Here is a 21,337-nt window from a genome sequence, read left to right on the forward strand (position 1 = left end):
CAGCGGATTCGAATTATCCGAACCGATCCACGCTGTCACCAGCTTTCACCTGGAGATCGACGCGAAGGCGCCCCTATGCGCGCAAACGGCGCTATCTGTTGGCGCCCGAGCCACCACTGGACAGCGTTTGGTTAACGCGCGTTGAAAGGGCGGCTCGACCTTGCAGGTATTACGGCAATGTGAAATTTAACGATTTATGACACGATCCCCACCGATTATCGATTTGGCGGGGGAATTTTGAAGCAATGATCCGGAGATTCGGAAGCGATCGGCGTGGCAATTACGCGCTCATGACCGTCGTCGCCATGGTACCGCTCATGGGTGGCCTGGCAATCGGCGTTGACTATACGGAAATGACGCGGCAGCGACAAACCACCTTGAACGCGCTGGACGCTGCCGGCGTCGCCACTGCCCAGCAGATCGTTGCCGGCGCCAGCGATGCCGATGCCAAGGCCTACGCCAAGAATTTCTTCGAAGCCAATCTCGCACATGTCGATCCGGCCAACACCATGCTGGCCGTGACGCTGCCCAACAATAATACCGGCGGCGGCACCTTGAAGCTCTGTAGCACCTTGACCTACAAGCCCTACTTCCTGCCAACGGCAAAAATGCTGATAGGCGGAAGCGCCGCCAACAGCGACATCAGCTTCGATGCCTGCTCGGAAGTCCGCCTGAAGAATACGCTGGAAGTATCGCTGGTGCTCGACAATTCCGGCTCGATGACGGAACTCGGCCACGGGTCCAACAAGGTGCGGTTCGACCTCCTCAAGAGTGCCGCGAAGCAGCTGGTCGACCAGTTGGCCGGCCAGGCGCAGATGATGAAGCAGGTTACCAAACCGGTCCAGTTCAGCCTGGTTCCCTTCGCCGCCTCGGTCAATGTCGGCTCGGGCAATGCCTCGGCGGCATGGATGGACACGACCGGCATCTCGCCGATCCATCATGAGAATTTCGACTGGACGACCATGAGCTCTTCCTATTCGTCCACCAAATATGCCCAGAACATCGCCGGCGTCTGGTATGCGAAAGGCAATGGTTGGGACGCAACCCAGAAAGACCTGCCGTTGACACGGTTTTCGCTCTATAAGCAGATGAAACGGGTTTCGGCGTGCAGTTCGAAGAACTGGGACGGCAGTTGCGCTTCGAACGCGACATATACCTATGACACCGTCGCCAACTGGGGCGGTTGCGTCGAGTCCCGTCCCTACCCCTACAATATCCAGGATACGCCAGCTTCGACCGGAACGCCCGCAACCCTGTTCGTGCCGATGTTCGCACCTGATGAAACCGACCTCACCGACACCAGCAGCCGTCCCGCCAACAACAATTGGCGTACCGACACCACGCCCGGCAACAGCACCAGCGCGGAACGTCAGCGCTACATGCCGAAATATTTCGCCTCTCCGGGCAACACGGTTACGCCGGCCTATGGCATGGATGCCGGCCCCAATACGAGCTGCAGCACCACGGCGATCACGCCGCTGACCGATGTTTCCACGACAGCCGGCGCGACGTCGGTGAAGGCGGCTGTGGACGCCATGGCCGCCGACGGCGCCACCAATGTGCCGGAAGGCATGGCCTGGGGCTGGCGAACCCTTTCCAGCACCGCTCCCTTCACCGATGGGCGGCCCGAGACGGAACGAGGCAACGACAAGGTTCTGATCGTCCTAACCGATGGTGCGAACACCTATTACACACCAACTTCGGTGACGGCCCAGACCTACTCAGGAACCAATTGGGCCTATGGCGGCAACGACCTGGCGGGCAGCAAAGCGATCTATTCGTCGCTCGGCTATATCTTGCCTTTCAGCAGCGGTTACACATATGGCCGGCTGTTCCTCGGTACCAGCAGCAGCATAAGCAAGACAGACTATTCCAATTCGAACTACAGCAAGGCGATGAACGAGCATTTCACCACGCTTTGCAACAACGCAAAGACGGCTGGCGTCATGGTCATGACGATCGCGCTCGACCTGGATTCTAGCAATACGGCGGAAAAAACACAGATGGATGCGCTGAAGGCCTGTTCGTCGGATTCCCGCTTCAGCAAGGATCCGACCGATCCGAGCAAGCCGATGAAACTGTTCTGGAATTCGACCGGAGCGACACTCTCCGACGATTTCAAGGCGATCGGCAACGAACTGTCCAACCTGCGCATCGTCAGCTGATCGCCAGGCCGCGAACGCCCTCCCCGATGGGCGTTCGCCTTAGATCGGATCGGGGCCGCAGGCCTGCATTGGTTAGCGGTTGGTGAAGCGCCGACCAAGCAATAGAGCGGTTTCCCAAATCCGTCCTTCAGCGTTTTGTGAAAAGCTGGCGTCAATCGAGAATCCGCAGGCGGGGGCCGCTGCAAGTCATGCATGAACTTTGGCGTCAGTTCCGCCGCGACAGGCGCGGCAACTATGCTCTTATGACTGTTGTGGCGATGGTGCCGCTGATGGGTGGCCTGGCGATCGCGGTCGACTTCACGGAAATGAACCGCGAAAAGCAGATGGTGACGAATGCGCTCGACGCCGCCAACTTCGCTACGGCGCGCCGGCTGACGGAAGGCGCGACCGATGACCAGCTGAGAGCCTATGCGCTCGACTTCTTCAATGCCAATCTGAACGATATCGATCCGGCCAGCGCGACGCTCAACGTCACCTTGCCCAGCAACACCAGCGGCGGCGGCCTGCTCACTATGACGGCGCAGCTGGCCTACAAGCCCTATTTTTACCCTGCCTTCGCCCAGCTCGTCGGCAAATCGGCAACCGATGCGAACCAGAAGATCAACTTCAGCGTCACCTCTCAGGTCAGGCTGAAGAACACGCTGGAAGTTGCCCTGGTGCTCGACAATTCCGGATCGATGACCACGCTCGGCACGGGCTCGGGGCAAAAGCGCATCGACCTTCTCAAGACCGCGGCCAAACAACTGGTCGACACGCTGGCCCAACAGGCGGTCATGATCAAGCAGGTCGACAAGCCGGTGCAGTTCGGCCTCGTGCCCTTTGCCGCTTCGGTCAATGTCGGCCCCGCCAATGGCAACGCCTCGTGGATGGACACGGAGGGCCTGTCGCCGGTGTCGAACGAGAATTTCGACTGGTCGACCCTGAACGCGGCCAACAAATATGCCCAGCAGACCAACGGCATCTGGTACAAACGTGGCACCGGCTGGGGCAGCGAGGAAGGGCAGATGCTGACCCGGTTTTCACTCTACCGGGACATGAAGGTCGTCACCAACCACGAGCGTGTCGTCAACAGCAAGCGGGTGGTTTGCGACGAGTACAATTCGAACAACACCTGCAAACGCAGCCACGACGAATATGACTACATCGATTCCTACGGTCCGTTCGCCAGCTGGCAAGGCTGCGTGGAGGCCCGGCCCTATCCCTACAATGTCAACGACGCTTCGCCGTCCGGCGGCTCGGCCAACACAGGCATAGGTGTCGGCGATCCGGCAACGATGTTCGTGCCGATGTTCGCTCCGGACGAACCCGGCAACCACTGGAAGCTCACGCAGGATCCCGACGAGGCCGCCCCGGTGACCTACGGCTCGGTGAACAGCTGGTGGAACGACAATCCTACGAGCAGCACCGGTCAAGCGCGGCTGCGAAACATGGCCAAATATTTCCAGCCGCGGCCGATCGATGCGCCGGCGCTGCCCGCCGGCAACGGCCCGAACTACAGCTGCACCACCAATCCGATCACACCACTGACCGATGTGAGCGTCGCCGATGGGGCCACCGCGATCAAGGCGGCTATCGACCTGATGCAGCCGAATGGCGGCACCAATGTTCCCGAGGGCATGGCGTGGGGCTGGCGGGTGGTCTCAAGCGGCGAACCGTTCACGCAAGGGCGCCAGGAAACGGAAAAAGGCAATGACAAGGTGGTGATCGTGCTGACCGACGGCGCCAACACGTACTACACGCCGTCCTCGCTTGGCTATTCGGACCCCGCCGACTCGAAATCGACCTATGCGTCCTACGGCTATCTCAACCCCGGCTACAACGGCACCTCGGTCGGCCGCATGTTCATGGGCACGTCGGGCGCCATCGGTCAGTTCGACTATTCGAATGGCAACTACACCAATGCGCTCAACGAGCAGATGGCAACGCTTTGCAACAACGCCAAGGCGGCCAACATCATGGTGATGACGGTAGCGCTCGACCTGTCGACGACCAAGGCCAGCGACAAGCTGGCGATCGATGCGCTGAAATCCTGCTCGTCGGACTCGCGCTTCCGCAAGGACCCGACGGATCCGAGCAAACCGGCGAAGCTGTTCTGGAATGCGACCGGCGCCAGCCTGTCGAACGACTTCAAGGAAATCGGCAACGAACTGTCTAACCTGCGGGTGGTCGGCTAAGGCGCCGCGTCGAACGGCGCTTTGGGTCCTTCTTCATGCATGTCGTTGTCCCGAAACCGGAGGCACTTGAAACGACATGCAGCAACCGCTTCTCTGGCGTAACGCCTGATGCCGGCAAGCCCTTGCGGGCGCCTGCCGTGACAGGCAGATATTGGCTGCTCGCGGGATGGCACATCGATCGCGGGCGTGCTTGGGGACGAACAATGCCGGATACCGCCAACCATATCGCCTTCGCGCTGGTCTGCCTCGGCATGGTGCTGACGCCAGGCCCGAACATGATCTACCTGATCTCGCGCTCGCTGTCGCAAGGGCCGAAGGCTGGACTGATCTCGCTTGGCGGGGTCGCGGTCGGTTTCCTGTTCTATGTGCTGTCGGCGGCGTTCGGCATCACCGCGCTGCTGCTCGCCGTGCCCTATGCCTACGACGCGCTGCGCTTTGCCGGCGTGCTCTATCTCCTGTGGCTTGCCTGGCAAGCGGTGAAGCCGGGCGGACGTTCCCCGTTCCAGGTGCGCGATCTGCCGAAAGACCGGCCGCGCAAGCTGTTCGCCATGGGGCTGATGACCAATCTGCTCAACCCCAAGGTGGCCGTTCTCTATCTGTCGCTGCTGCCGCAATTCATCAGCATCGGCAAAGGCCATGTGCTGTCGCAGCTATTGGTTCTGGGCGCGACGCAGATCTCAATCAGCCTGACCGTCAATGCCATCATCGCGGTGACGGCCGGTTCGATCGCCACCTTCCTTGCCGGACGGCCATTGTGGCTGGTCATCCAGCGTTGGATGATGGGAGGCGTGCTGACGGCGCTGGCGTTGAAGATGGCGACCGACGCACAGCGCTGATATCCAGGCGCCGGGCCTCGTTCCTAGCCGCTGAAGGCTTTTTTCAAAAAAGCACGAACGTCGTTTATGGATCGATCGGCCGCGGCCGCGTTGTACTCCACCCGATGGCCGTAGGCCTCGGTTCCGACCTTGAACTCCGGGGCATCAAATGCATGGCGAGCCCCCTCGTAGACGTTCAGAAGGACCGGGCTTCCCTTGCCGTTGCGCCGAGCCATCATCTCTCGGCACTTCTCGGCGGGGCTGAAATCGTCAAGCTCACCGGCCAGAATCAAGGTCGGGACCGCCATGTCGCCATTTGCTACGGAACAATTTGGATAGTAGGCAATCGCCGCCTTGAATTTGCGTTCCGCCAGCCGCTCGGCGCCACCAAGTTGCACGGCCTCGAGCGTTGCTATCCCGCCAGCGGAGAATCCCAGCAAGGCTATACGCCGCGGATCGACAAAACTGTGTTTCGACAGGAACTCCTCGGCCCCGTAGGCATCGTAGACACGATCAGCAAGCACGCCGCGATCACACGTCTCGTGAATGCCGCGCGTGCTGAAACTGTCGACAACGAGTACGACGTAACCCCAGGAGGACAGTCGGTCAGGCCAAGTTTGCCTGTCATTCGAGAGCACACCCGCGCAGCCGTGGAGAAGTACTATCGCAGGAAACGGTCCATTACCCTGAGGTTGCGTCAAATACCCCCTAAGCGGCGTGCCGGGAACAGCTTCCAGGACCTTGCCGCTTGCCTGGGCATTGCGCACCTGAAAAGGCGTTGGCGTTATCGCGGCACTTTCAAATTGCACCATCTGGCTGGCATCCGCATGCGCGGCGTTGTGCCCTGCGATGCCGAAGCAGGCCAGCCAAACGATTCTTTTCACAAGCCCCAGCATCTTGCGTGCCATCGGCAGACTCCGGCCATTGGGTGCCAGCGACGCCCTTGGCCGACGTTACAGACTTGGGCGTCCGCCTGGTTGCCGGAGATATGGTTTCCTACATCGGCCGGCGGATCGGCCGGATCTGCGCCGGCTCGACTACCTTGCGGTAGAGGTGCCAGGTGGCATGGCCCAGGATCGGCATGACCACGGCCAGACCGGCAAACAACGGGATGGAGCCGATCACCAGAAGCACGGCAACCAGCAGGCCCCACAGCGCCATCTGCAACGGGTTTGCCATCACCGCCCGGGCCGAGGTTTCGATTGCCGAGACGGCACCGACATCACGGTCGAGCAGCAACGGGAAAGCGATCACCGTTGTGGCCAGCACCACCACGGCAAAGACAAACCCGGCCGCATTGCCAAGCAAGATCAGGGTCCAGCCCTTGCCCGTCGTCAGCACGTCGCGGACAAAGGCGCCGATCGAGGCCGGCGGCTGGTCGCCGAACAGGCCGGTGTAGATCGATTGCGCGGTGTACAGCCACAATAGAAACAGCGCAAACAGCATGACGCCGATGACCGCGATCGACGGCAATGCCGGCGAACGGCGCACATCCAGCGCATGGCGCCAATTCGTGTTCATGCCGAGTTCGCGCCGGCGGCTGATTTCGTAGAGCCCGATCGCCGCGAAGGGCCCGACCAGGGCAAAGCCCGACATCAGGGGATAGACGAGCTGAATGGCGTTGGAACCCGAGCTCCACTGGGTAAGGATCAGGCCGACGATCGGGTAGATCAAACACAGGAACACGTAGTGGGACGGTTTTGCCCAGAAATCCCCGGCGCCGAGCCTGAGCGCGTCCCAGAGATCCGCCGTGGTGATGCGGCGCACCGCGGGCTGCACATGCATCCCGTGGGCGTCCGCCATGACATGAAAGCCGGCCATAACCATCCTCCCGTGTGTCGGGGGCGGTCACCGCCGTGATGGCCGCCCGCAGCTGCCACTAGTAGATGTGGCAGCATAGCCGATTTGCCAGGGGTTGTCGCCGAATCGATGATCTTGGTCGGGCCCTCACGGGATTGTCATCGCCTGCCGGCAAAAGCCGGCCGCGCGGAACCTACTGCCGCGCGTTGAAGACCGCCTCGATATGATGGCCGTCCGGGTCGACGACGAAGGCGGCATAATAATGCGGACCATAATCAGGCCGCAGGCCCGGGGCGCCGTTGTCACGGCCGCCAAGAGCAAGTGCCGCCGCATGAAATTGCGCGATGCTTTGACGATCCGGGGCGGCGAAGGCCAGATGAAAACCCGGACCAGGCGGGCGCTGCCCTTTCGGGCGAAGTTTTATCGCCAGCTTGTCGCCGCCGCCAGGAATCCCGTAGCCCACCGCCTGGTCGGGCTCGCCGGGCCTCAAATCATCCCAGACCCTGACATAGCCGAATGGCGTCAGCACGGCGTCGTAGAAGGCCGCCGAGCGCTCGATGTTGGAGACGCCGAAAGAGACGTGGTGCAGCATGTCCTGGAAAATCCTTGTCCTTGGCTGCTGTCGACCGCTTCGTTTGTGGCGGCAGCCAGTGCTCAATTCACGGAACGTGTTCAACCAGACGGCCGAACATCCGGAAATCATGGTGCCCTTGAGGGCCACGTTTGGCGAGCCGCCTCGCCTCATTTTAGAACCCATGCATTTTAGTAATTGCTTAAATTACTCTTAGATATCCCGAGCGTATCACCTGGGCATTGCAAACCTTGGCGGCGGACGATGTTCACATTGAGAGGCTTCTGGCTTTCGAAGCGCGGCAACTTTGCCATGGCGACAGCCATAGCGATGCTGCCGATAATGGTTGTGGTGGCCGGCGCGATCGATCTGACAGGCACGAGTGACGACGCCGCGCAATTGCAAAACTCGCTGGACGCGGCTGGACTTGCCGTCGGCACGAAGTACCTGCCCAGCATGGCCGCGAGTGATGTCGAGGCACTTGGGTCGACATTCTTTGCGGCCAATTTGAGCCTCGCCGACCAGCAGGAATACGCAGACAGCGTCTCGGCTTTTTCGGCAACCGCCAGCGGCGACCCGAGCGCCTATTACATCTCGCTTTCGTCCAGCATCAACCGTCCGAGCTTCATCAATGGCGCGGCCCCGTGGCCAGCTCACCGCTCGGCCACGGTCAAGATGAATCCCGGTGCGCAGGCCTGCGTTCTGGCGCTCGATCCACATGCGTCGGCCGCGGTAAGCCTACAGGGCTCGACCGATGTCTCCATGAGCAGTTGCGTCATCGCGGCAAACTCGGATGCGTCCGACGCTGTCAGCAGGGGCGGTTCCGCGCAGATTTCGGCGGGCTGCGTCTCGACCGTCGGCGGCACTTACGGGCTTTCGCCGCCCAGCGCCAATCTCACCTGCGGAGCCCCGCTCGAACATCAATATGCATCTTTCGATCCTCTGGCGGACGTTGTTCCTCCCCCTTACACATTGTGCCTGCCGGTCCCGAACGGCAGAACCTATACGCTGTCGCCTGGAACCTATTGCGACAAGACGTTGTCGGGAAACATCACGCTCAATCCGGGCGTCTACATCTTCCGAGGCGTCACCCTAAAACCCGGCGGCAATGGCAGCCTGACCGGTCAGGGCGTGACCTTATTCCTCGTGGAGGGCTCACAGATCATCATAAATGCCAATGAACAGGTGAACCTGTCCCCGCCCACCAGCGGTCCCTACGCCGGCATCACCATTTTCGAGAACAGCGGCAACACCTCGGCCCTGACGCTGAATGGCGGTGCAAATTCCGCGATCAGCGGGTTCGTCTATGCGCCGGACGCGGCGATATCCTTTGTCGGCAACTCGGATATGAGCGGTCAGGGCGATTGTCTGAGGCTTGTTGGCTCCACCGTGCAGATGACCGGAAACTCATCCATCAAAACCGACTGCACCGCCGTGTTTGGAAATCGCGAGATGTATGCCAGCCGCCTCATCACGCTTGTGAAATGAGAGGCCAACCTGCATTTCCATCTCGGATTTTACGGCCCTGCCCGGCAAAAGCCATGATCGCCATTATGTCAGGTGGGCATGATAATCGCGAAAACTGCAAACTCCCCAATCCCGCATCCGAACTGGCGCACGTTGCTCAAGGTCGCCGGCCTTGCAGCCATTGCCGCGCTTTCCGCCTGCAGCACCGTCTCTGTACCGACGGGCGAAAGTGCCGGCGTCTCTTCCTCCGCCACGGCTACTCTGTCGGGCTTGCGCGCCTCAGCCGGGCTCGGCCCGCTGACGCCGGACGCCCAGCTCGAACAGGCGGCGCTGCAGCAGGCCGGCTATATGGCGTCGCGCGAGCGCATGAGCCACACCACGGGCTGGGGCAAGGATTTCGCATCGCGGATGAAGGACAATGGCGTGCGGGGCGCTGCGGCCGAGAACATCGCCGAAGGCCGCTTCGACCAGCAAAAACTGTTCGACATCTGGATGCATTCGCAGGGCCACCGGCGCAACATGCTCGATCAGGATTTCAGCCGCTTCGGGCTCGCCTATGTCCGCGACGGACGTGATCCCAACCTGCGCTATTGGTCGCTGGTGCTCGGCAGGTAGCGTCTTGCCAAGGCCGCTTCGGCTATTTCGCCAGCACCAACCGGCACGCCAATCCCAGTCCATCTAGACGGCAGGCGGACCGCCCGCCCACGGCTCAGTCCATATGCGCTGCAGGTGCGCCGCCGGCCGGACCAGCCTTTGGCTTGCGCAGCAGGAAGACGAACGGGATGGCGGCCAGCGTCATCACCATCAGTATTTTGAAGTCATTGACGTAGGAGATCATCATAGCCTGGAGATTGACCATGCGATCGACCTCCGACAGCGCCATCGGATCGCCGCCCGCGGCGGCCGGCGAGACGGCCCAGAGATTGGGATTGAACGGACTGATGAAGGCCGAAAGCTCGGCGTGGTTGATTTGCGTGTTGCGCACCAAGAGCACCGTCACGACCGAGACGCCGATCGACGAGCCGAGATTGCGCACCAGGCTGAAGAGCGCGGTTGCGTCGGTGCGGTAGCGCGCGTCGAGCGTGGCGAAGGCGACCGTCGACAGCGGCACGAACACCATTCCCATGCCCAGGCCCTGGATCACGCCGGAGCTGATGATAAGCCAGTTATCCATCTGCGGGGTGAAGCTCGCCATGGTGTAGAGCGACTGCGCGGTCAGCAGAAAACCGATGACGACGAGAATCCTGGCGTCGATCTTTCCCATGATGCGCCCGACGACGAGCATCGAGATCATCGTGCCGATACCGCGCGGACCGATGACGATGCCGATGGTGATGGTCGGATAGCCGAAGATGGTCGACAGCATCGGTGGCAGCAGCGACATCGAGGCCAGGATGAGCACACCCATGACGAAGATGAACGCCAGCCCGGTCACGAAATTCTGGTCGAGGAAAATCTTCGGATCGATGAAAGGATGCTCCGCGGTCATCGTGTGAATGATGAACACCCAGAAGCCGGTGATGGCCAAGCCGAGTTCGATCCATATCTCGACCGAGGAAAACCAGTCGACCTCGCCGCCGCGATCCAGCATCAGCTGCAGCGCGCCGACGCCGAGCGATATCATGGCAAAGCCGAAGAAGTCGAAGCTGCGCACCCGCCGGGCAATGGCCGGTAGATAGGCCGCCATGCCAAGGAAGGCGACGATGCCGACCGGCAGGTTGATGAAGAACACCCAGCGCCAGTTGAAATTCTCGGTCAGCCAGCCGCCCAACGTCGGGCCCAGGATCGGCCCCAGCATGATGCCGGCGCCCCAGATCGCCATTGCCTGGCCGTGGCGCTCCTTGGGATTGATGTCGAGCAGGAATGTCTGCGACAGCGGTACGATGGCGGCGCCGAACACGCCTTGCATCAGCCGGAACAGCACAATGGTTTCAAGGCTCCATGCCAGGCCGCACAGCATGGAGAAGATGGTGAAGCCGACCACCGCCGTCAGGAACAATTCCTTGCGGCCGAAGCGGTCGGCGAGCCAGCCGGTGACCGGCGTCATGATGGCGGCGGCGACGATATAGGAGGTCAGCACCCAGTTGATGTTGTCCGGGGAGGCGCCGAGGTCGCCTGTCATGGTCGGCAGCGCGACATTGGCGATGGTGGTGTCGAGCGCCTGCATGATCGTCGCCAGCATGAGCGCAACCGTGATCAGGCCGCGATGCGGCACTTCTCGAAATGGCTCTGGCGTGCTCATGATGCGGAACTTCCAGCAGGTAACAAAACCGTGTACACAGGGGTTTCCGGGCGGCAAAAGCCTTCCGTTGAGAGACCTTCATCGCGGTGGGACGCGATTATCGATGTGGGGGTTACATCGACCGAAAGTCTCTGATGAGCGGATGCCTGCCGCCCGGAAACACGAGGACCGAAGGGTCCGTGTCGAAGAATTCAGATTTCAGCCAGGCCGCGACGCGGCTTGAACCGAACGCTGATCCTTCTCACTCCTCCCCTCAGACCAATCCTTGGCTGTCCGCTTCACCTGCCTGGCGCCGTGGACTTCCGCCGACTTACTGCACGACCTCGCCAGCCGTGGCGTGGCCGAATATGGCGGGAAAGCCGCGGGCAACGCCGGTATCGACGGTGACCGAGGCGCTCATGCCGGTCCGCAGCGCCATCTTGGCGTCGGGATCGGTCAGTTCCAGTCGCACCGGGATGCGTTGCGTGACCTTGACCCAGTTGCCGGTGGCGTTCTGGGCTGGCAGCAGCGAGAATTCTGCCCCCGTTCCCGCACCGATCGCCTTGACCGTCGCCTCGAACGTCTTGCCCGGATAGGTATCGACGACGATCTCAGCCTTCTGGCCCGGCTTCATGTTGGTGAGCTGGGTTTCCTTGAAATTGGCATCGATCCAAGTGTCGTTGGTCTCGACCAGCGAAAACAGCGGCGTGCCGGAGCCGACGAACTGGCCGACCTTGAAGGACGAGGCCTGGGAGATGACGCCATCGGCGGGCGCCTTCACCGTGGTCCGCGCCAGGTCGTAGGCGGCCTTGTCGCGAGCGGCGAGCGCGGCCATCACGGTCGGATGCTTGTCGGTTTCGATATCGGGGTTGCCGCCGAGCGCGGCCTTGGCGCTGATGATGCCCTGCTGGGCGACGGCGACCTGCTGCTTTGCCTTGTCGAGGTCGTTGCGGGCCTCGTCCAGAGACGATTTGGCGTTGATGCCCTTCTGCGCGAGATCGGCGGCGCGGTCATACTGCGACTGGGCGTAGTCGACCTCGCTGCCGGCGGACTTCTCCTGTGCCATCGACTGGCTGTAGGCGGCGCGCAGCTGCTCGACATTGAGCCGCGCGGCGGCAACCGCGGCGTCGGCCTGGGCAAGCGCGATCCGGTAAGGCTCGGGATCGATGGTGAACAGAAGGTCGCCCTGCTTGACCATCTGATGGTCTGATATGGCAACCTGGACGATGCGGCCGGCCGTGTCCGAGGCGATCGACACCTTGGCCTGCTGCAGATTGGCGTTCTCCGTCCCCTGATAGCGGCCGCCGGTCACCCAGACATAACCACCACCGATGACCAGCGCCGCCGGCAAGACAAGCATCAGGAGGAAGCGGCCCATGCGGCGCTTCTTCTTCGGCGCCGGAACCGACTCCGCGGGCGGAGCTACCGCGACGGGAGCGGCGGCCGGCTGGGCCGGGGCTTCCATCTCGACCTTGGCGGCGTTTTCGTCGACTTTGGCTACCGCGTTCATGCTGCTGCGCCTTTCGTAGGCTCGATTTTTTCCGAGGTATCGCCGTCGGCGAGGTTCTGCGCCATCGCATCGAGCGCCCTGATCAGGACGCGACGGTCCTCCGGCGAAACGCCTACGAGCGATTCCTCATAGACCTCGCCGGCCAGGCTCTTGACCTCGGCATAGGCGGCGCTCGCCTTGGCCGTCGGAAAGATCATGCGTACGCGGCGGTCGGCGGCGTCGGCGCGGCGCTCGATCCAGCCGCCCTCCTCCATCCGGTCGACGAGGCGCGAGACACTGATCGGCTCGATTTCGAGCAACTCCGCGAGCCGGGCCTGGGTAACGCCCTCTTCCTTGGCGACGCGCACCATCAGGCGCCATTGCGCCGACGACAGGCCGAGCCCGCTGGCACGCGTCTCGAAACGCTTGCGCATCAGGCGCTGCACGTCGTGGATCAAAAAACCCAATCTGTCGATGCCGTCGGAAACCATGAGCGGTATATATAATAAGCGTGCTCACTATTCAAGCACCACGTCGTTCAAAAGCCGGCGAATGTGCATGCCCATCGTGACCGTTCGACGATTGGTCGACGCCTCAGCAACCGATGCGCGGCAGCCGGGCGGCGAGAGTCGCTGTTTTGGGCGCTGCAGCCGCTGGTCGCATATGACATATTGATGTACAACCGCAGGTCAGGATCGGGGGATCGACGCCATGCCGACGCTTTACGCGCTCAAGCCGGCTTTCCAGGGAAGACTGCGGCCGTTGGTCAACCAGCTGGCGGCGAACGGCGTCACCGCAAACAGCATCACCATCCTGGCGGCCCTGATGTCGATCGTGGCTGGAGCGGCCATCGCGACCCTGCACGAATGGCGCTGGCTGCTGCTGCTCATTCCCGTGGTGCTGTTCGTGCGCATGGCGCTCAATGCGGTGGATGGCATGCTGGCACGCGAACATGGCCAGGCTTCGACGCTCGGCATGTATCTGAACGAGATTTGCGATGTCGTTTCGGACCTGGCACTCACCCTGCCTTTCGCGGCCTTTGCGCAGTTCAGCGCATGGGGCGTCATCGCCTTCGCCATCGCCGCGGTGCTGGCCGAGTTCGCCGGCGTGCTCGGCATCGCCGCCGGGATCGGACGCAACTATGCCGGTCCGTTCGGCAAGAGCGACAGGGCGCTGGCGCTGGGCGTGGTGGCGGTCCTGTGCGCTGCCGGGCTGTGGCCGGTATCCATCGTGCCTTTTGTGTTTCCGGCCATGGCAACGCTTTCGCTGCTGACCGCCATAAACCGGATACGCGCCGGTCTTATTGGCAGCGCCAGCTGAGCACCGGGGGCTCGCAATGCCGCCAGAGGGGAAGACGATGATGCACGGACCAATTGCAGCGGTTGCGGAGAGCCCTGGGCGGCAGGCACAAGAGCGTGTCTTCCACAGCCATGACGGAACGGAAATCTTCTACCGGTTCTGGCCGGCGGCCTCCGCCGACGCCAAGGGCGCGGTGGTGCTCTTCCATCGCGGCCATGAACATGGCGGCCGCATGGCCCATCTCGTCGACGAACTGCAGATGCCGGATCATGCCTTCTATGCCTGGGATGCCCGCGGCAATGGCCGTTCGGCCGGCGAACGCGGCTATGCTCCGTCCTTCTCGGCGCTGGTGCGCGACATCGACTGCTTCATGCGCGAGATCGCCGCCAGGGATGGCTTCGCCACGCAGGACATCGCGCTGATCGCGCAGTCCTTCGGCGCCGTGCTTGCCGCCGCCTGGGTGCACGACTATGCGCCGAAACTGCGCGCCATGGTGCTGGCCTCGCCGGCCTTTTCGGTCAAGCTCTACGTGCCCTTCGCCAAGGAGGGCATCGCGCTCTGGCAAAAGCTCAAGGGCCGTTTTTTCGTCAACTCCTACGTCAAGGCGAAATTCCTGACCCACGATCCCGTGCGCATCGCCTCCTTCGAGAGCGATCCACTGATCACGCGGCCGATCGCCTCCAACATCCTGGTCGAACTCTACCAGCATGCCGCCCGCATCGTTTCGGACGCCCGCGCCATCACCGTGCCGACGCAACTTCTGCTTTCGGGAAGTGACTGGGTGGTGCGCCACGCCCCGCAGCACGAATTCTTCGTCAATCTCGGCAGCCGGACCAAGGAGCGCCACGTGCTGCCGGGTTTCTTCCACGACACGCTGGGCGAGCGCGACCGGGCGCAGGCCCTCGACCTGATCCGGCCGTTCCTGGCCAGGCAGTTCACGGCGCGCGATGCACCGGTTGACCTGAAGCAGGCTGACATCGCCGGCTACACGCGCGACGAGGCCGACAAGCTTGCATCGCCACTGGATCTGTTGTCGCCCAGGGGCTTCTATTGGGCATTCAGCCGCGCCTCCATCCGCATGGGCGCCTGGGTCTCGTCGGGCATGAAGGCCGGCGTCAGCACCGGCTTCGATTCCGGCTCAACGCTGGACTATGTCTACGAGAACAACGCGCGAGGGCTGACGCCGCTTGGCCGCTTCGTGGACCGCATCTTCCTGGAGGCCATCGGCTGGCGCGGCATCCGTCAGCGCAAGCTGCATCTGGAAGAACTGATCGGCACCGCGCTGTCGACACTCAAGGCCGCCGGCCGCGCCGCCCACATTCTCGACATCGCCGCCGGCCACGGCCGCTATGTTCTCGATGCGATCGTGAAGAGCCCCGACCAGCCGGCAAGCGTGCGCCTGCAGGATTATTCCGACCTAAATGTCGGGCTTGGCCGCAAGCTGATCGCCGAGCGGCAATTGCCGGCCAGCATCTCGTTCCAGCGCGCCGACGCTTTCGATGCCGACATGCTCGCCGCTATCGATCCGGCGCCGGACCTCGCCATCGTTTCGGGCCTTTACGAACTGTTCTCCGACAATGCCATGATCGCGCGCTCGCTTGGCGGACTGGCCCGCGCCATGCAGCGGGGCAGCCTGCTCATCTACACCAACCAGCCCTGGCATCCGCAGCTCGAGATGATCGCGCGCAGCCTGACGTCCCATCGCGGCGGACAGGCATGGGTCATGCGCCGGCGCACGCAAGGCGAAATGGACCAGCTCGTCGAAGCCGCCGGTTTCGAGAAGCTCGACCAGCGCATCGACCAATGGGGCATCTTCACCGTCTCGGTCGCACGGCGCCTGTAGGACCAGCCGAGGCATGCCGACTAACCCCGACGCTTCGCAACCCGCAGCCATCCTCGCCGCCGAACCCTATGGCCGTGTGGTCGTCAGGGCTGCATTGTGGCTGGCGTTCCTGGCGCCGTTCTTCTACCTGAGCTATGGCTTCGCCAACTGGCTGGCGTCGCGGCGCGACGATGTCGGCAGCATCGTGTTCTCCTGGGAACACAGCATCCCGTTCGTCGCCTGGACCATCCTGCCCTACTGGTCGATCAACCTGTTCTACGGCCTGTCGCTGCTGCTTAACGACAACCGGCAAGGGGTCGACCGCCTGGCCGGCCGCTATCTCACAGCGCAACTCGTCGCCGTCACCTGCTTCATCCTGTTCCCGCTGACCGCGACGTTCGTGCGGCCGGAAACGACCGGCCTGCCGGGCTTCATGTTTGCCGTGCTTGGCGGCTTCGACAAACCGTTCAACCAGGCGCCCTCGCTGCACATCGCCCTGCTGGTGATCATCTGGGACCATTGGCGCCACCGGCTCGGTCGCCTTCTCCTGCCGCTCTGGCACGGCTGGTGCTTCCTGATCGGTGCCTCGGTGCTGACGACGTGGCAGCATCATTTCATCGACATCCCGACTGGTGCGCTGCTCGGTCTTTTCGCGCTCTGGCTGTTTCCGCGCAACGGCGAATTGCCGTTTTCAGATGCCCGGCTGACCAACGATGGGAAAGCCCGCCGGCTGGCACTGTTCTATGCACTGGGCGCCGTCCTTGCGCTGGCTGCCGCCGCGTTCGGCGCGCTCTTTTCAGCCGTCGCGCTCTTCCTGCTTTGGCCAGCCTTGGCGCTGGCCATCGTCGCGCTTGCCTATGCCGGGGCCGGCCCGAAAGTGTTCCAGAAATCCGCGGATGGCAGCATCACGCTCGCAAGCCGCATCCTGCTCTTGCCGTACCGACTTGGCGCCAGAATAAACATTCGGGCCTGGACGCGTAATCTTGCTCCGCAGGTGGCGGTTGCCGACGGCGTCTTTCTCGGGCGTTTTCCCACGGCAAGCGAGGCCAACGGCTTCGGCACGGTCATCGACCTCGCCGCCGAACTTGAAAGGCCGGCGGGAGCGACTTGCCGCTGGATCGCCTTTCCGATGGTCGACCTGTTGCCGCCGCCGTTGATGATGCAGCAGCAGGCAGCCGGCGCGCTGGAGAAAGCGCGCCGCGACGGCACGGTGCTTGTCTGCTGCGCGCTCGGTTTCCAGCGCAGCGCCGGCGTCGTTGCCGAATGGCTGGTGGCGAGCGGCAGGGCCAGGACACCGGCCCTGGCCCGCGAGATGCTGAGCGACGCCGGCCGGCCGGTCCATCTTGTCGGGGCAACGGAGCGGGCGGCATCATGACCGGCAATGCCTATCAGCAAAGCACCGATCGCTTCGCCCACCTGTTGATGCGGCAGGCCGCGTGGCCGGCCGCACTCGTTCTGGCCGCGAACATGCTGGCGCCCTTGGCCGCCCGGGCGCGCGGCGCCTTCGAGACCTTGCCCGCGGCCGTGGCGCTGTCGCTCGCTGCCGTCAGCGCGGTTGCGGTGCTGGCGCTGTCGGCCCTGCTGGCATTCGACGCGCTGCTGTTCCGGCTGATGGCCAGCCATGACGACGAGGCTTCCGCCGGCGCCGCGGTGGATGACATGTTGGCGCGCATGCGCCTGAAGCCGCTGCCGCCTTCCGCACGTTCGCTCGACGAACGCATGGCCGGCACGCGCCGGCTGCTGACCAGGCAACGCATAGCCCTTGGCCTGTTCGTGGCGATGCTTCTGGCGGCCGGATTTTGGGCGCCGCGATGAACAAGCTCTCGCTCAAGACCTTCACCCTGCTGCAGACGGCGACCTCCGTCGGCCTCTCGGCGCTTGCCTGGGTGGTGACCGGGGTGCGTCCGATCTGGAATGGCAGTCTGCCGTCGGACAAGCAGCGCATCTATTTCGCCAACCACACGAGCCATGGCGACTTCATCCTTTTGTCGGCGTGCCTCAACGAAAAGGAGCGCGCGATCACCCATGCCGTGGCTGCCGGCGAATATTGGGGAAAATCGCGGCTGCGCCGCTTCATCGCCGAAGACATGCTGTCGTCCGTGCTCATCAACCGGCAATGGACGAAGCCCGAGGAAAACCCGATCGAGATCATGCTGTCGGTTCTCGACCAGGGCCATTCGCTCATCCTGTTTCCCGAGGGCACCCGCAACATGACCGACGAGCCGCTGCTGCCTTTCCGCTCCGGGCTCTACAATTTGTCGATGGCACGGCCGCAGGTCGAGTTGATCCCGTGCTGGATCGAGAACATGTCGCGCGTGCTGCCCAAGGGCCAGTTCCTGCCGGTCCCGCTTTTATGCCGCGTCGTCTTCGGCGCGCCGGTGGCGATTGCCCCCGGCGAAGAGCGGCGCGCCTTTCTCGAGCGAGCCCACGCCACGCTTCTGGCGCTCAACCCGCGTCCCGAACGAGACGATTGATGCGCCACGACATCTCCATCCTGATCATCGGCCTGCTGGCGGTGCTGACGACCGCCAGCATCGTGGCCGCGATACTTTCGGCACGGGCGCCGAAGCCACTCAGCTCGACTCTGGTCAATCTCACCCAGCGTATCAATGCCTGGTGGGTGATGGTCGCACTGATGACGGTCGCCTTCTTCTTCGGCCGGTACGGCCTGACCATCCTGTTCGCGCTGATTTCCTTCGCCTCGCTGCGCGAATTCGTGACGCTGACGCACACGAGCCGGAGCGACCATTGGGTGCTGCTCGGCATGTTCGGTATCATCATCCCGTTTCAGTACTGGCTGGTCTGGACCGCCTGGTACGGGCTCTTCGTCATCTTCATTCCGGTCTATTGCTTCCTGCTGATGCCGGCCATCACCGCGTTGCATGGCGACACCGAACGCTTTCTCGAGCGGATCGCCGCGCAGCAATGGGCGGTGATGATCTCCGTCTATTGCGTCAGCCATGTTCCAGCGCTGCTGACGCTCGACGTGCCGGGCTTCGAAGGCCGCAATTTGTTGCTGATCGCCTTCCTGGTCATCGTCGTGCAAGGCAGCGACGTGCTGCAATACATCTTCGGCAAGCTGTTCGGAAAACACCGGTTTTCGCCGACCGTATCGCCGTCGAAAACCTGGGAGGGCCTGATCGGCGGAGTGGTGTCGGCGAGCCTGCTCGGCGCTCTGCTGTCGTTCGTGACGCCATTCACGCCCCTGCAGGCGGCGTGTGTCGCCTTCGTCGTCTGTTCGATGGGGTTTCTGGGAGGGCTGGTCGCCTCGGCCATCAAGCGCGACCAGGGCGTCAAGGACTGGGGCCATCTGATAGAAGGCCATGGCGGCATGATGGACCGTACCGACAGCCTGATCTTCGCTGCCCCCATCTTCTTTCACATCGTGCGCTATTTCTGGACGGTCTGAGACGGCAAGCTCTGGCCTCTTTGTTTTAACGCAATTCCGGACGGAAAACCGCTTCACACTTTTCCTGAAATTGCTCTTGCGGTCAGAGCCGGTTTCTCACGACCAGCGTGACGACGAAGAGGGCGCCGAGCGAGCTGGTGATGATGCCGATCGGCAGTTCCTGCGGCGGCAGCAGGGTCCGCGCCAGAAGATCGCTTGCCAGCAGTAGCACCGCCCCGAACAGCGCACAGCTGGCGATCAGGCGCAGATGCAAGGGACCGACCAGCGGCCGCGACAGATGCGGGATCATAAGCCCGACAAAGCCGATGACGCCGGCAACCGAGACGAGAATTGCCGTCGAAAAGGCGGCGACGAGAAACGTCGCCCTGCGCATCCGCGCCACCGGCACGCCAAGGCTTTCGGCGGCACTTTCACCCGCAAGGAAGGCGTCCAGCCTGCGGTGGTTCCACAGCCCGTAGGCTGCAATCGTGCCGGCGCCCAAGGCGCCTAGCCAGACATTGTCCCAGCGCGCCAGCCCGAGCCCGCCCATCGTCCAGAACAGCACCGAATGGGCGGCGCGCTGGTCACCGGCAAAAACCAGATAGTTGGTCAAGGCCGTGAACAGGAAGGAGACGGCAAGGCCGGCGAGGATCAGCCGTTCGGGTCCCTGCCCCCTCACCCGCGCGACCAGCAGCAGGACGATGCAGGCGGCCAGTATGCCGCCGGTGAAGGCAGCGACCGGCAAGGTCCAGATGCCGAAAGTGTCACCAAAGACGGTGATGACGGAAACGGCACCGGCCGCCGCCCCCGACGACAGGCCGAACAGGAAGGGATCGGCAAGATCGTTGCGGGTCACCGTCTGCAGCAACGCGCCTGTTATGCCGAGGCCGCCGCCGACACACACCGCCAGGATCGTGCGCGGCAGCCTGAGATCGACGACGATCTTGCCGACCGGGCCAGACACCTGGTGTTCGTTCAATCCAACGGCCTGGCCAAGCGAGGCGATGACGTCGGTGAGTGGGATCAGCGTCGAACCATAGGCGATCGACAGCAGCACGAGGGCGACGATCGCCATCGTGCCCGCCACCATCGCTAGCGCGAATGCCTTGTGTCCCGAAAGCGCGCCGGATTTATGCCCAGGGGCAACAAGCATCAGAACGCTTCCGGATGCATCGCCCTGGCGATCTTGCCGATCGCCTCGATGTTTGCCGGCCCGGGCGTCAGTTCGGCATAGCGCAGCGCCACGAAGCGCTCGTTCTTGACCGCGTCCGTCTCCTTCATCGCCGGATGCGCCTTCAAGAAATCGAGCAGTTTCTTGTAGCCGCCGCCATCCTGGTAATCGAGCAGGATGAGGAACTGCGGATTGCGCGACGCCACGGTTTCCCAGTCCGTGTTGCCCCAGCTGGTGTCCATGTCGGCCATGATGTTGTCGCCACCCGCCGCCGCGATCATGGCGCTCGGAATGGCGAATTTGCCTGATGTGAACGGCTTGTCCTCGCCGGAATCATAGAGGAATACCCGCGTCCCCTTGCGGTCGCCAACCTTGGCGATGATTTCCGCGAGTTGCGCCTTCCAGCCGGAGACAAGCTTCTCCGCGTCCGCGTCCTTGCCGAAGATCTTGCCCAGCTTTTCGACATCGCCATAGAGCAGGTCCATCGAGGCGGCCGGACGGTTCTTGTCGAGATGGACGCAGCTTTCGGTCAGCACCAGGGTCTTGATGCCGTGCGGGGCGAGCGTGTCGGGCGTCACGTCGCCACCCGGCTTCATGCCATAGTACCAGCCGGCGAAGAAGAAATCGGGCTCGACGGCGACGAGGTTTTCGAGCGTCGGGTATTTGGGCGCCAGTTCCGGGATGGAACCCTGCTCGGCCTTGAACTCGGGGCCGACCTTGTACCATCCGGTGATGCCGGTCAGGCCGACGATCGACGGCTGCAGCTTCAGCGCGAAGGCCATTTCGGCCATGTTGAGATCATGGATGACGGCGCGCTTGGGCGGCGCGTCGAAGGTCAGCGGCTTGCCGCAGCTGTCGACGGTGACCGGGAAGGCGAAGGCTGCCGGGGCCAGCAGCAAGAAGACGAGCGACAGGGCGAGGCGTTTCACGGATTTTGCTCCTTGGCTGAACAGTG

The 21,337-nt window shown here is 62.9% G+C and carries 19 protein-coding genes; 11 read left to right on the top strand and 8 right to left on the bottom strand.

The window, feature by feature from the left end; genetic code table 11:
* Positions 1–245: 245 nt before the first annotated feature.
* The 3 genes from FJV80_RS11780 to FJV80_RS11790 all read left to right on the top strand — a co-directional run bounded on the left by FJV80_RS11780 (position 246) and on the right by FJV80_RS11790 (position 5,175).
* Positions 246–2,165 carry a TadE/TadG family type IV pilus assembly protein gene (locus FJV80_RS11780; RefSeq protein WP_095788366.1) on the top strand — a complete coding sequence of 640 codons (1,920 nt, stop codon included), beginning with the start codon at positions 246–248 and terminating at the stop codon, positions 2,163–2,165.
* A 188-nt stretch (positions 2,166–2,353) separates the two neighbouring features.
* On the top strand, positions 2,354–4,339 hold the full coding sequence (locus FJV80_RS11785; RefSeq protein ID WP_185975185.1) for a TadE/TadG family type IV pilus assembly protein: 1,986 nt from the start codon (positions 2,354–2,356) through the stop codon (positions 4,337–4,339).
* Between the two features lie 203 nt (positions 4,340–4,542).
* A complete protein-coding gene (locus tag FJV80_RS11790) occupies positions 4,543–5,175 on the top strand; it encodes a LysE family translocator (protein WP_032929773.1) in 633 nt (210 codons plus the stop codon).
* Between the two features lie 23 nt (positions 5,176–5,198).
* On the opposite strand, the gene FJV80_RS11795 is transcribed toward FJV80_RS11790, so the two are convergent.
* The 3 genes from FJV80_RS11795 to FJV80_RS11805 all read right to left on the bottom strand — a co-directional run bounded on the left by FJV80_RS11795 (position 5,199) and on the right by FJV80_RS11805 (position 7,546).
* Positions 5,199–6,062 (bottom strand): dienelactone hydrolase family protein, encoded by an 864-nt coding sequence (locus FJV80_RS11795; RefSeq protein WP_245438037.1) that lies wholly within the window; start codon positions 6,060–6,062, stop codon positions 5,199–5,201.
* A gap of 88 nt (positions 6,063–6,150) precedes the next feature.
* Entirely contained in the window at positions 6,151–6,975 is an 825-nt protein-coding gene (locus tag FJV80_RS11800; RefSeq protein ID WP_095770552.1) for a DUF2189 domain-containing protein, read from the bottom strand.
* Between the two features lie 172 nt (positions 6,976–7,147).
* On the bottom strand, positions 7,148–7,546 hold the full coding sequence (locus FJV80_RS11805; protein WP_142876434.1) for a VOC family protein: 399 nt from the start codon (positions 7,544–7,546) through the stop codon (positions 7,148–7,150).
* Between the two features lie 243 nt (positions 7,547–7,789).
* Between FJV80_RS11805 and FJV80_RS11810 the strand changes: the two genes are divergently transcribed.
* Positions 7,790–9,013, top strand: coding sequence for a TadE/TadG family type IV pilus assembly protein (locus tag FJV80_RS11810; RefSeq protein ID WP_095770554.1), 1,224 nt, complete (start codon positions 7,790–7,792; stop codon positions 9,011–9,013).
* 78 nt (positions 9,014–9,091) lie between these two features.
* Positions 9,092–9,607, top strand: coding sequence for a CAP domain-containing protein (locus tag FJV80_RS11815; protein WP_142876435.1), 516 nt, complete (start codon positions 9,092–9,094; stop codon positions 9,605–9,607).
* Positions 9,608–9,701: 94 nt separating this feature from the next.
* On the opposite strand, the gene FJV80_RS11820 is transcribed toward FJV80_RS11815, so the two are convergent.
* The 3 genes from FJV80_RS11820 to FJV80_RS11830 form a co-directional block, all read right to left on the bottom strand.
* Entirely contained in the window at positions 9,702–11,234 is a 1,533-nt protein-coding gene (locus FJV80_RS11820) for a DHA2 family efflux MFS transporter permease subunit (protein ID WP_095788363.1), read from the bottom strand.
* Between the two features lie 310 nt (positions 11,235–11,544).
* The gene (locus tag FJV80_RS11825) at positions 11,545–12,723 is read right to left on the bottom strand and encodes an HlyD family secretion protein (RefSeq protein WP_095770557.1); all 1,179 of its coding nucleotides are present in this window, start codon (positions 12,721–12,723) and stop codon (positions 11,545–11,547) included.
* Positions 12,720–13,193: a MarR family transcriptional regulator gene (locus FJV80_RS11830; protein WP_095770558.1), complete on the bottom strand. Its 474-nt coding sequence runs from the start codon at positions 13,191–13,193 to the stop codon at positions 12,720–12,722. Before FJV80_RS11830 ends, FJV80_RS11825 begins: the two co-directional genes overlap by 4 nt.
* A 220-nt stretch (positions 13,194–13,413) precedes the next feature.
* On the opposite strand from FJV80_RS11830, the gene FJV80_RS11835 reads away from it, so the two are divergent.
* The 6 genes from FJV80_RS11835 to FJV80_RS11860 are packed head-to-tail and all read left to right on the top strand — an operon-like array spanning position 13,414 to position 19,232.
* Positions 13,414–14,022, top strand: coding sequence for a CDP-alcohol phosphatidyltransferase family protein (locus FJV80_RS11835; RefSeq protein ID WP_142876436.1), 609 nt, complete (start codon positions 13,414–13,416; stop codon positions 14,020–14,022).
* A gap of 40 nt (positions 14,023–14,062) precedes the next feature.
* Entirely contained in the window at positions 14,063–15,844 is a 1,782-nt protein-coding gene (locus tag FJV80_RS11840; RefSeq protein WP_185975190.1) for a bifunctional alpha/beta hydrolase/class I SAM-dependent methyltransferase, read from the top strand.
* A 13-nt stretch (positions 15,845–15,857) separates the two neighbouring features.
* Positions 15,858–17,198, top strand: a complete 1,341-nt coding sequence (locus tag FJV80_RS11845) for a phosphatase PAP2/dual specificity phosphatase family protein (protein ID WP_142876438.1) — start codon at positions 15,858–15,860, stop codon at positions 17,196–17,198.
* Positions 17,195–17,638 carry a hypothetical protein gene (locus tag FJV80_RS11850; RefSeq protein ID WP_095788359.1) on the top strand — a complete coding sequence of 148 codons (444 nt, stop codon included), beginning with the start codon at positions 17,195–17,197 and terminating at the stop codon, positions 17,636–17,638. The genes FJV80_RS11845 and FJV80_RS11850 overlap by 4 nt, the downstream gene beginning before the upstream one ends.
* Positions 17,635–18,297 (top strand): lysophospholipid acyltransferase family protein, encoded by a 663-nt coding sequence (locus tag FJV80_RS11855; protein WP_095770563.1) that lies wholly within the window; start codon positions 17,635–17,637, stop codon positions 18,295–18,297. Before FJV80_RS11850 ends, FJV80_RS11855 begins: the two co-directional genes overlap by 4 nt.
* Positions 18,297–19,232 (top strand): phosphatidate cytidylyltransferase, encoded by a 936-nt coding sequence (locus tag FJV80_RS11860; protein WP_095770564.1) that lies wholly within the window; start codon positions 18,297–18,299, stop codon positions 19,230–19,232. Before FJV80_RS11855 ends, FJV80_RS11860 begins: the two co-directional genes overlap by 1 nt.
* An 82-nt stretch (positions 19,233–19,314) precedes the next feature.
* Here FJV80_RS11860 and FJV80_RS11865 read toward each other — a convergent pair whose 3' ends face one another.
* Together FJV80_RS11865 and FJV80_RS11870 are read right to left on the bottom strand one after the other, a co-directional pair.
* Positions 19,315–20,364: an iron ABC transporter permease gene (locus FJV80_RS11865; RefSeq protein ID WP_185975186.1), complete on the bottom strand. Its 1,050-nt coding sequence runs from the start codon at positions 20,362–20,364 to the stop codon at positions 19,315–19,317.
* Entirely contained in the window at positions 20,364–21,311 is a 948-nt protein-coding gene (locus FJV80_RS11870; RefSeq protein ID WP_142876439.1) for an ABC transporter substrate-binding protein, read from the bottom strand. The genes FJV80_RS11865 and FJV80_RS11870 overlap by 1 nt, the downstream gene beginning before the upstream one ends.
* Positions 21,312–21,337: the final 26 nt, after the last annotated feature.

The organism is Mesorhizobium sp. WSM4310, from assembly GCF_007003935.1.
Lineage (GTDB): Bacteria > Pseudomonadota > Alphaproteobacteria > Rhizobiales > Rhizobiaceae > Mesorhizobium.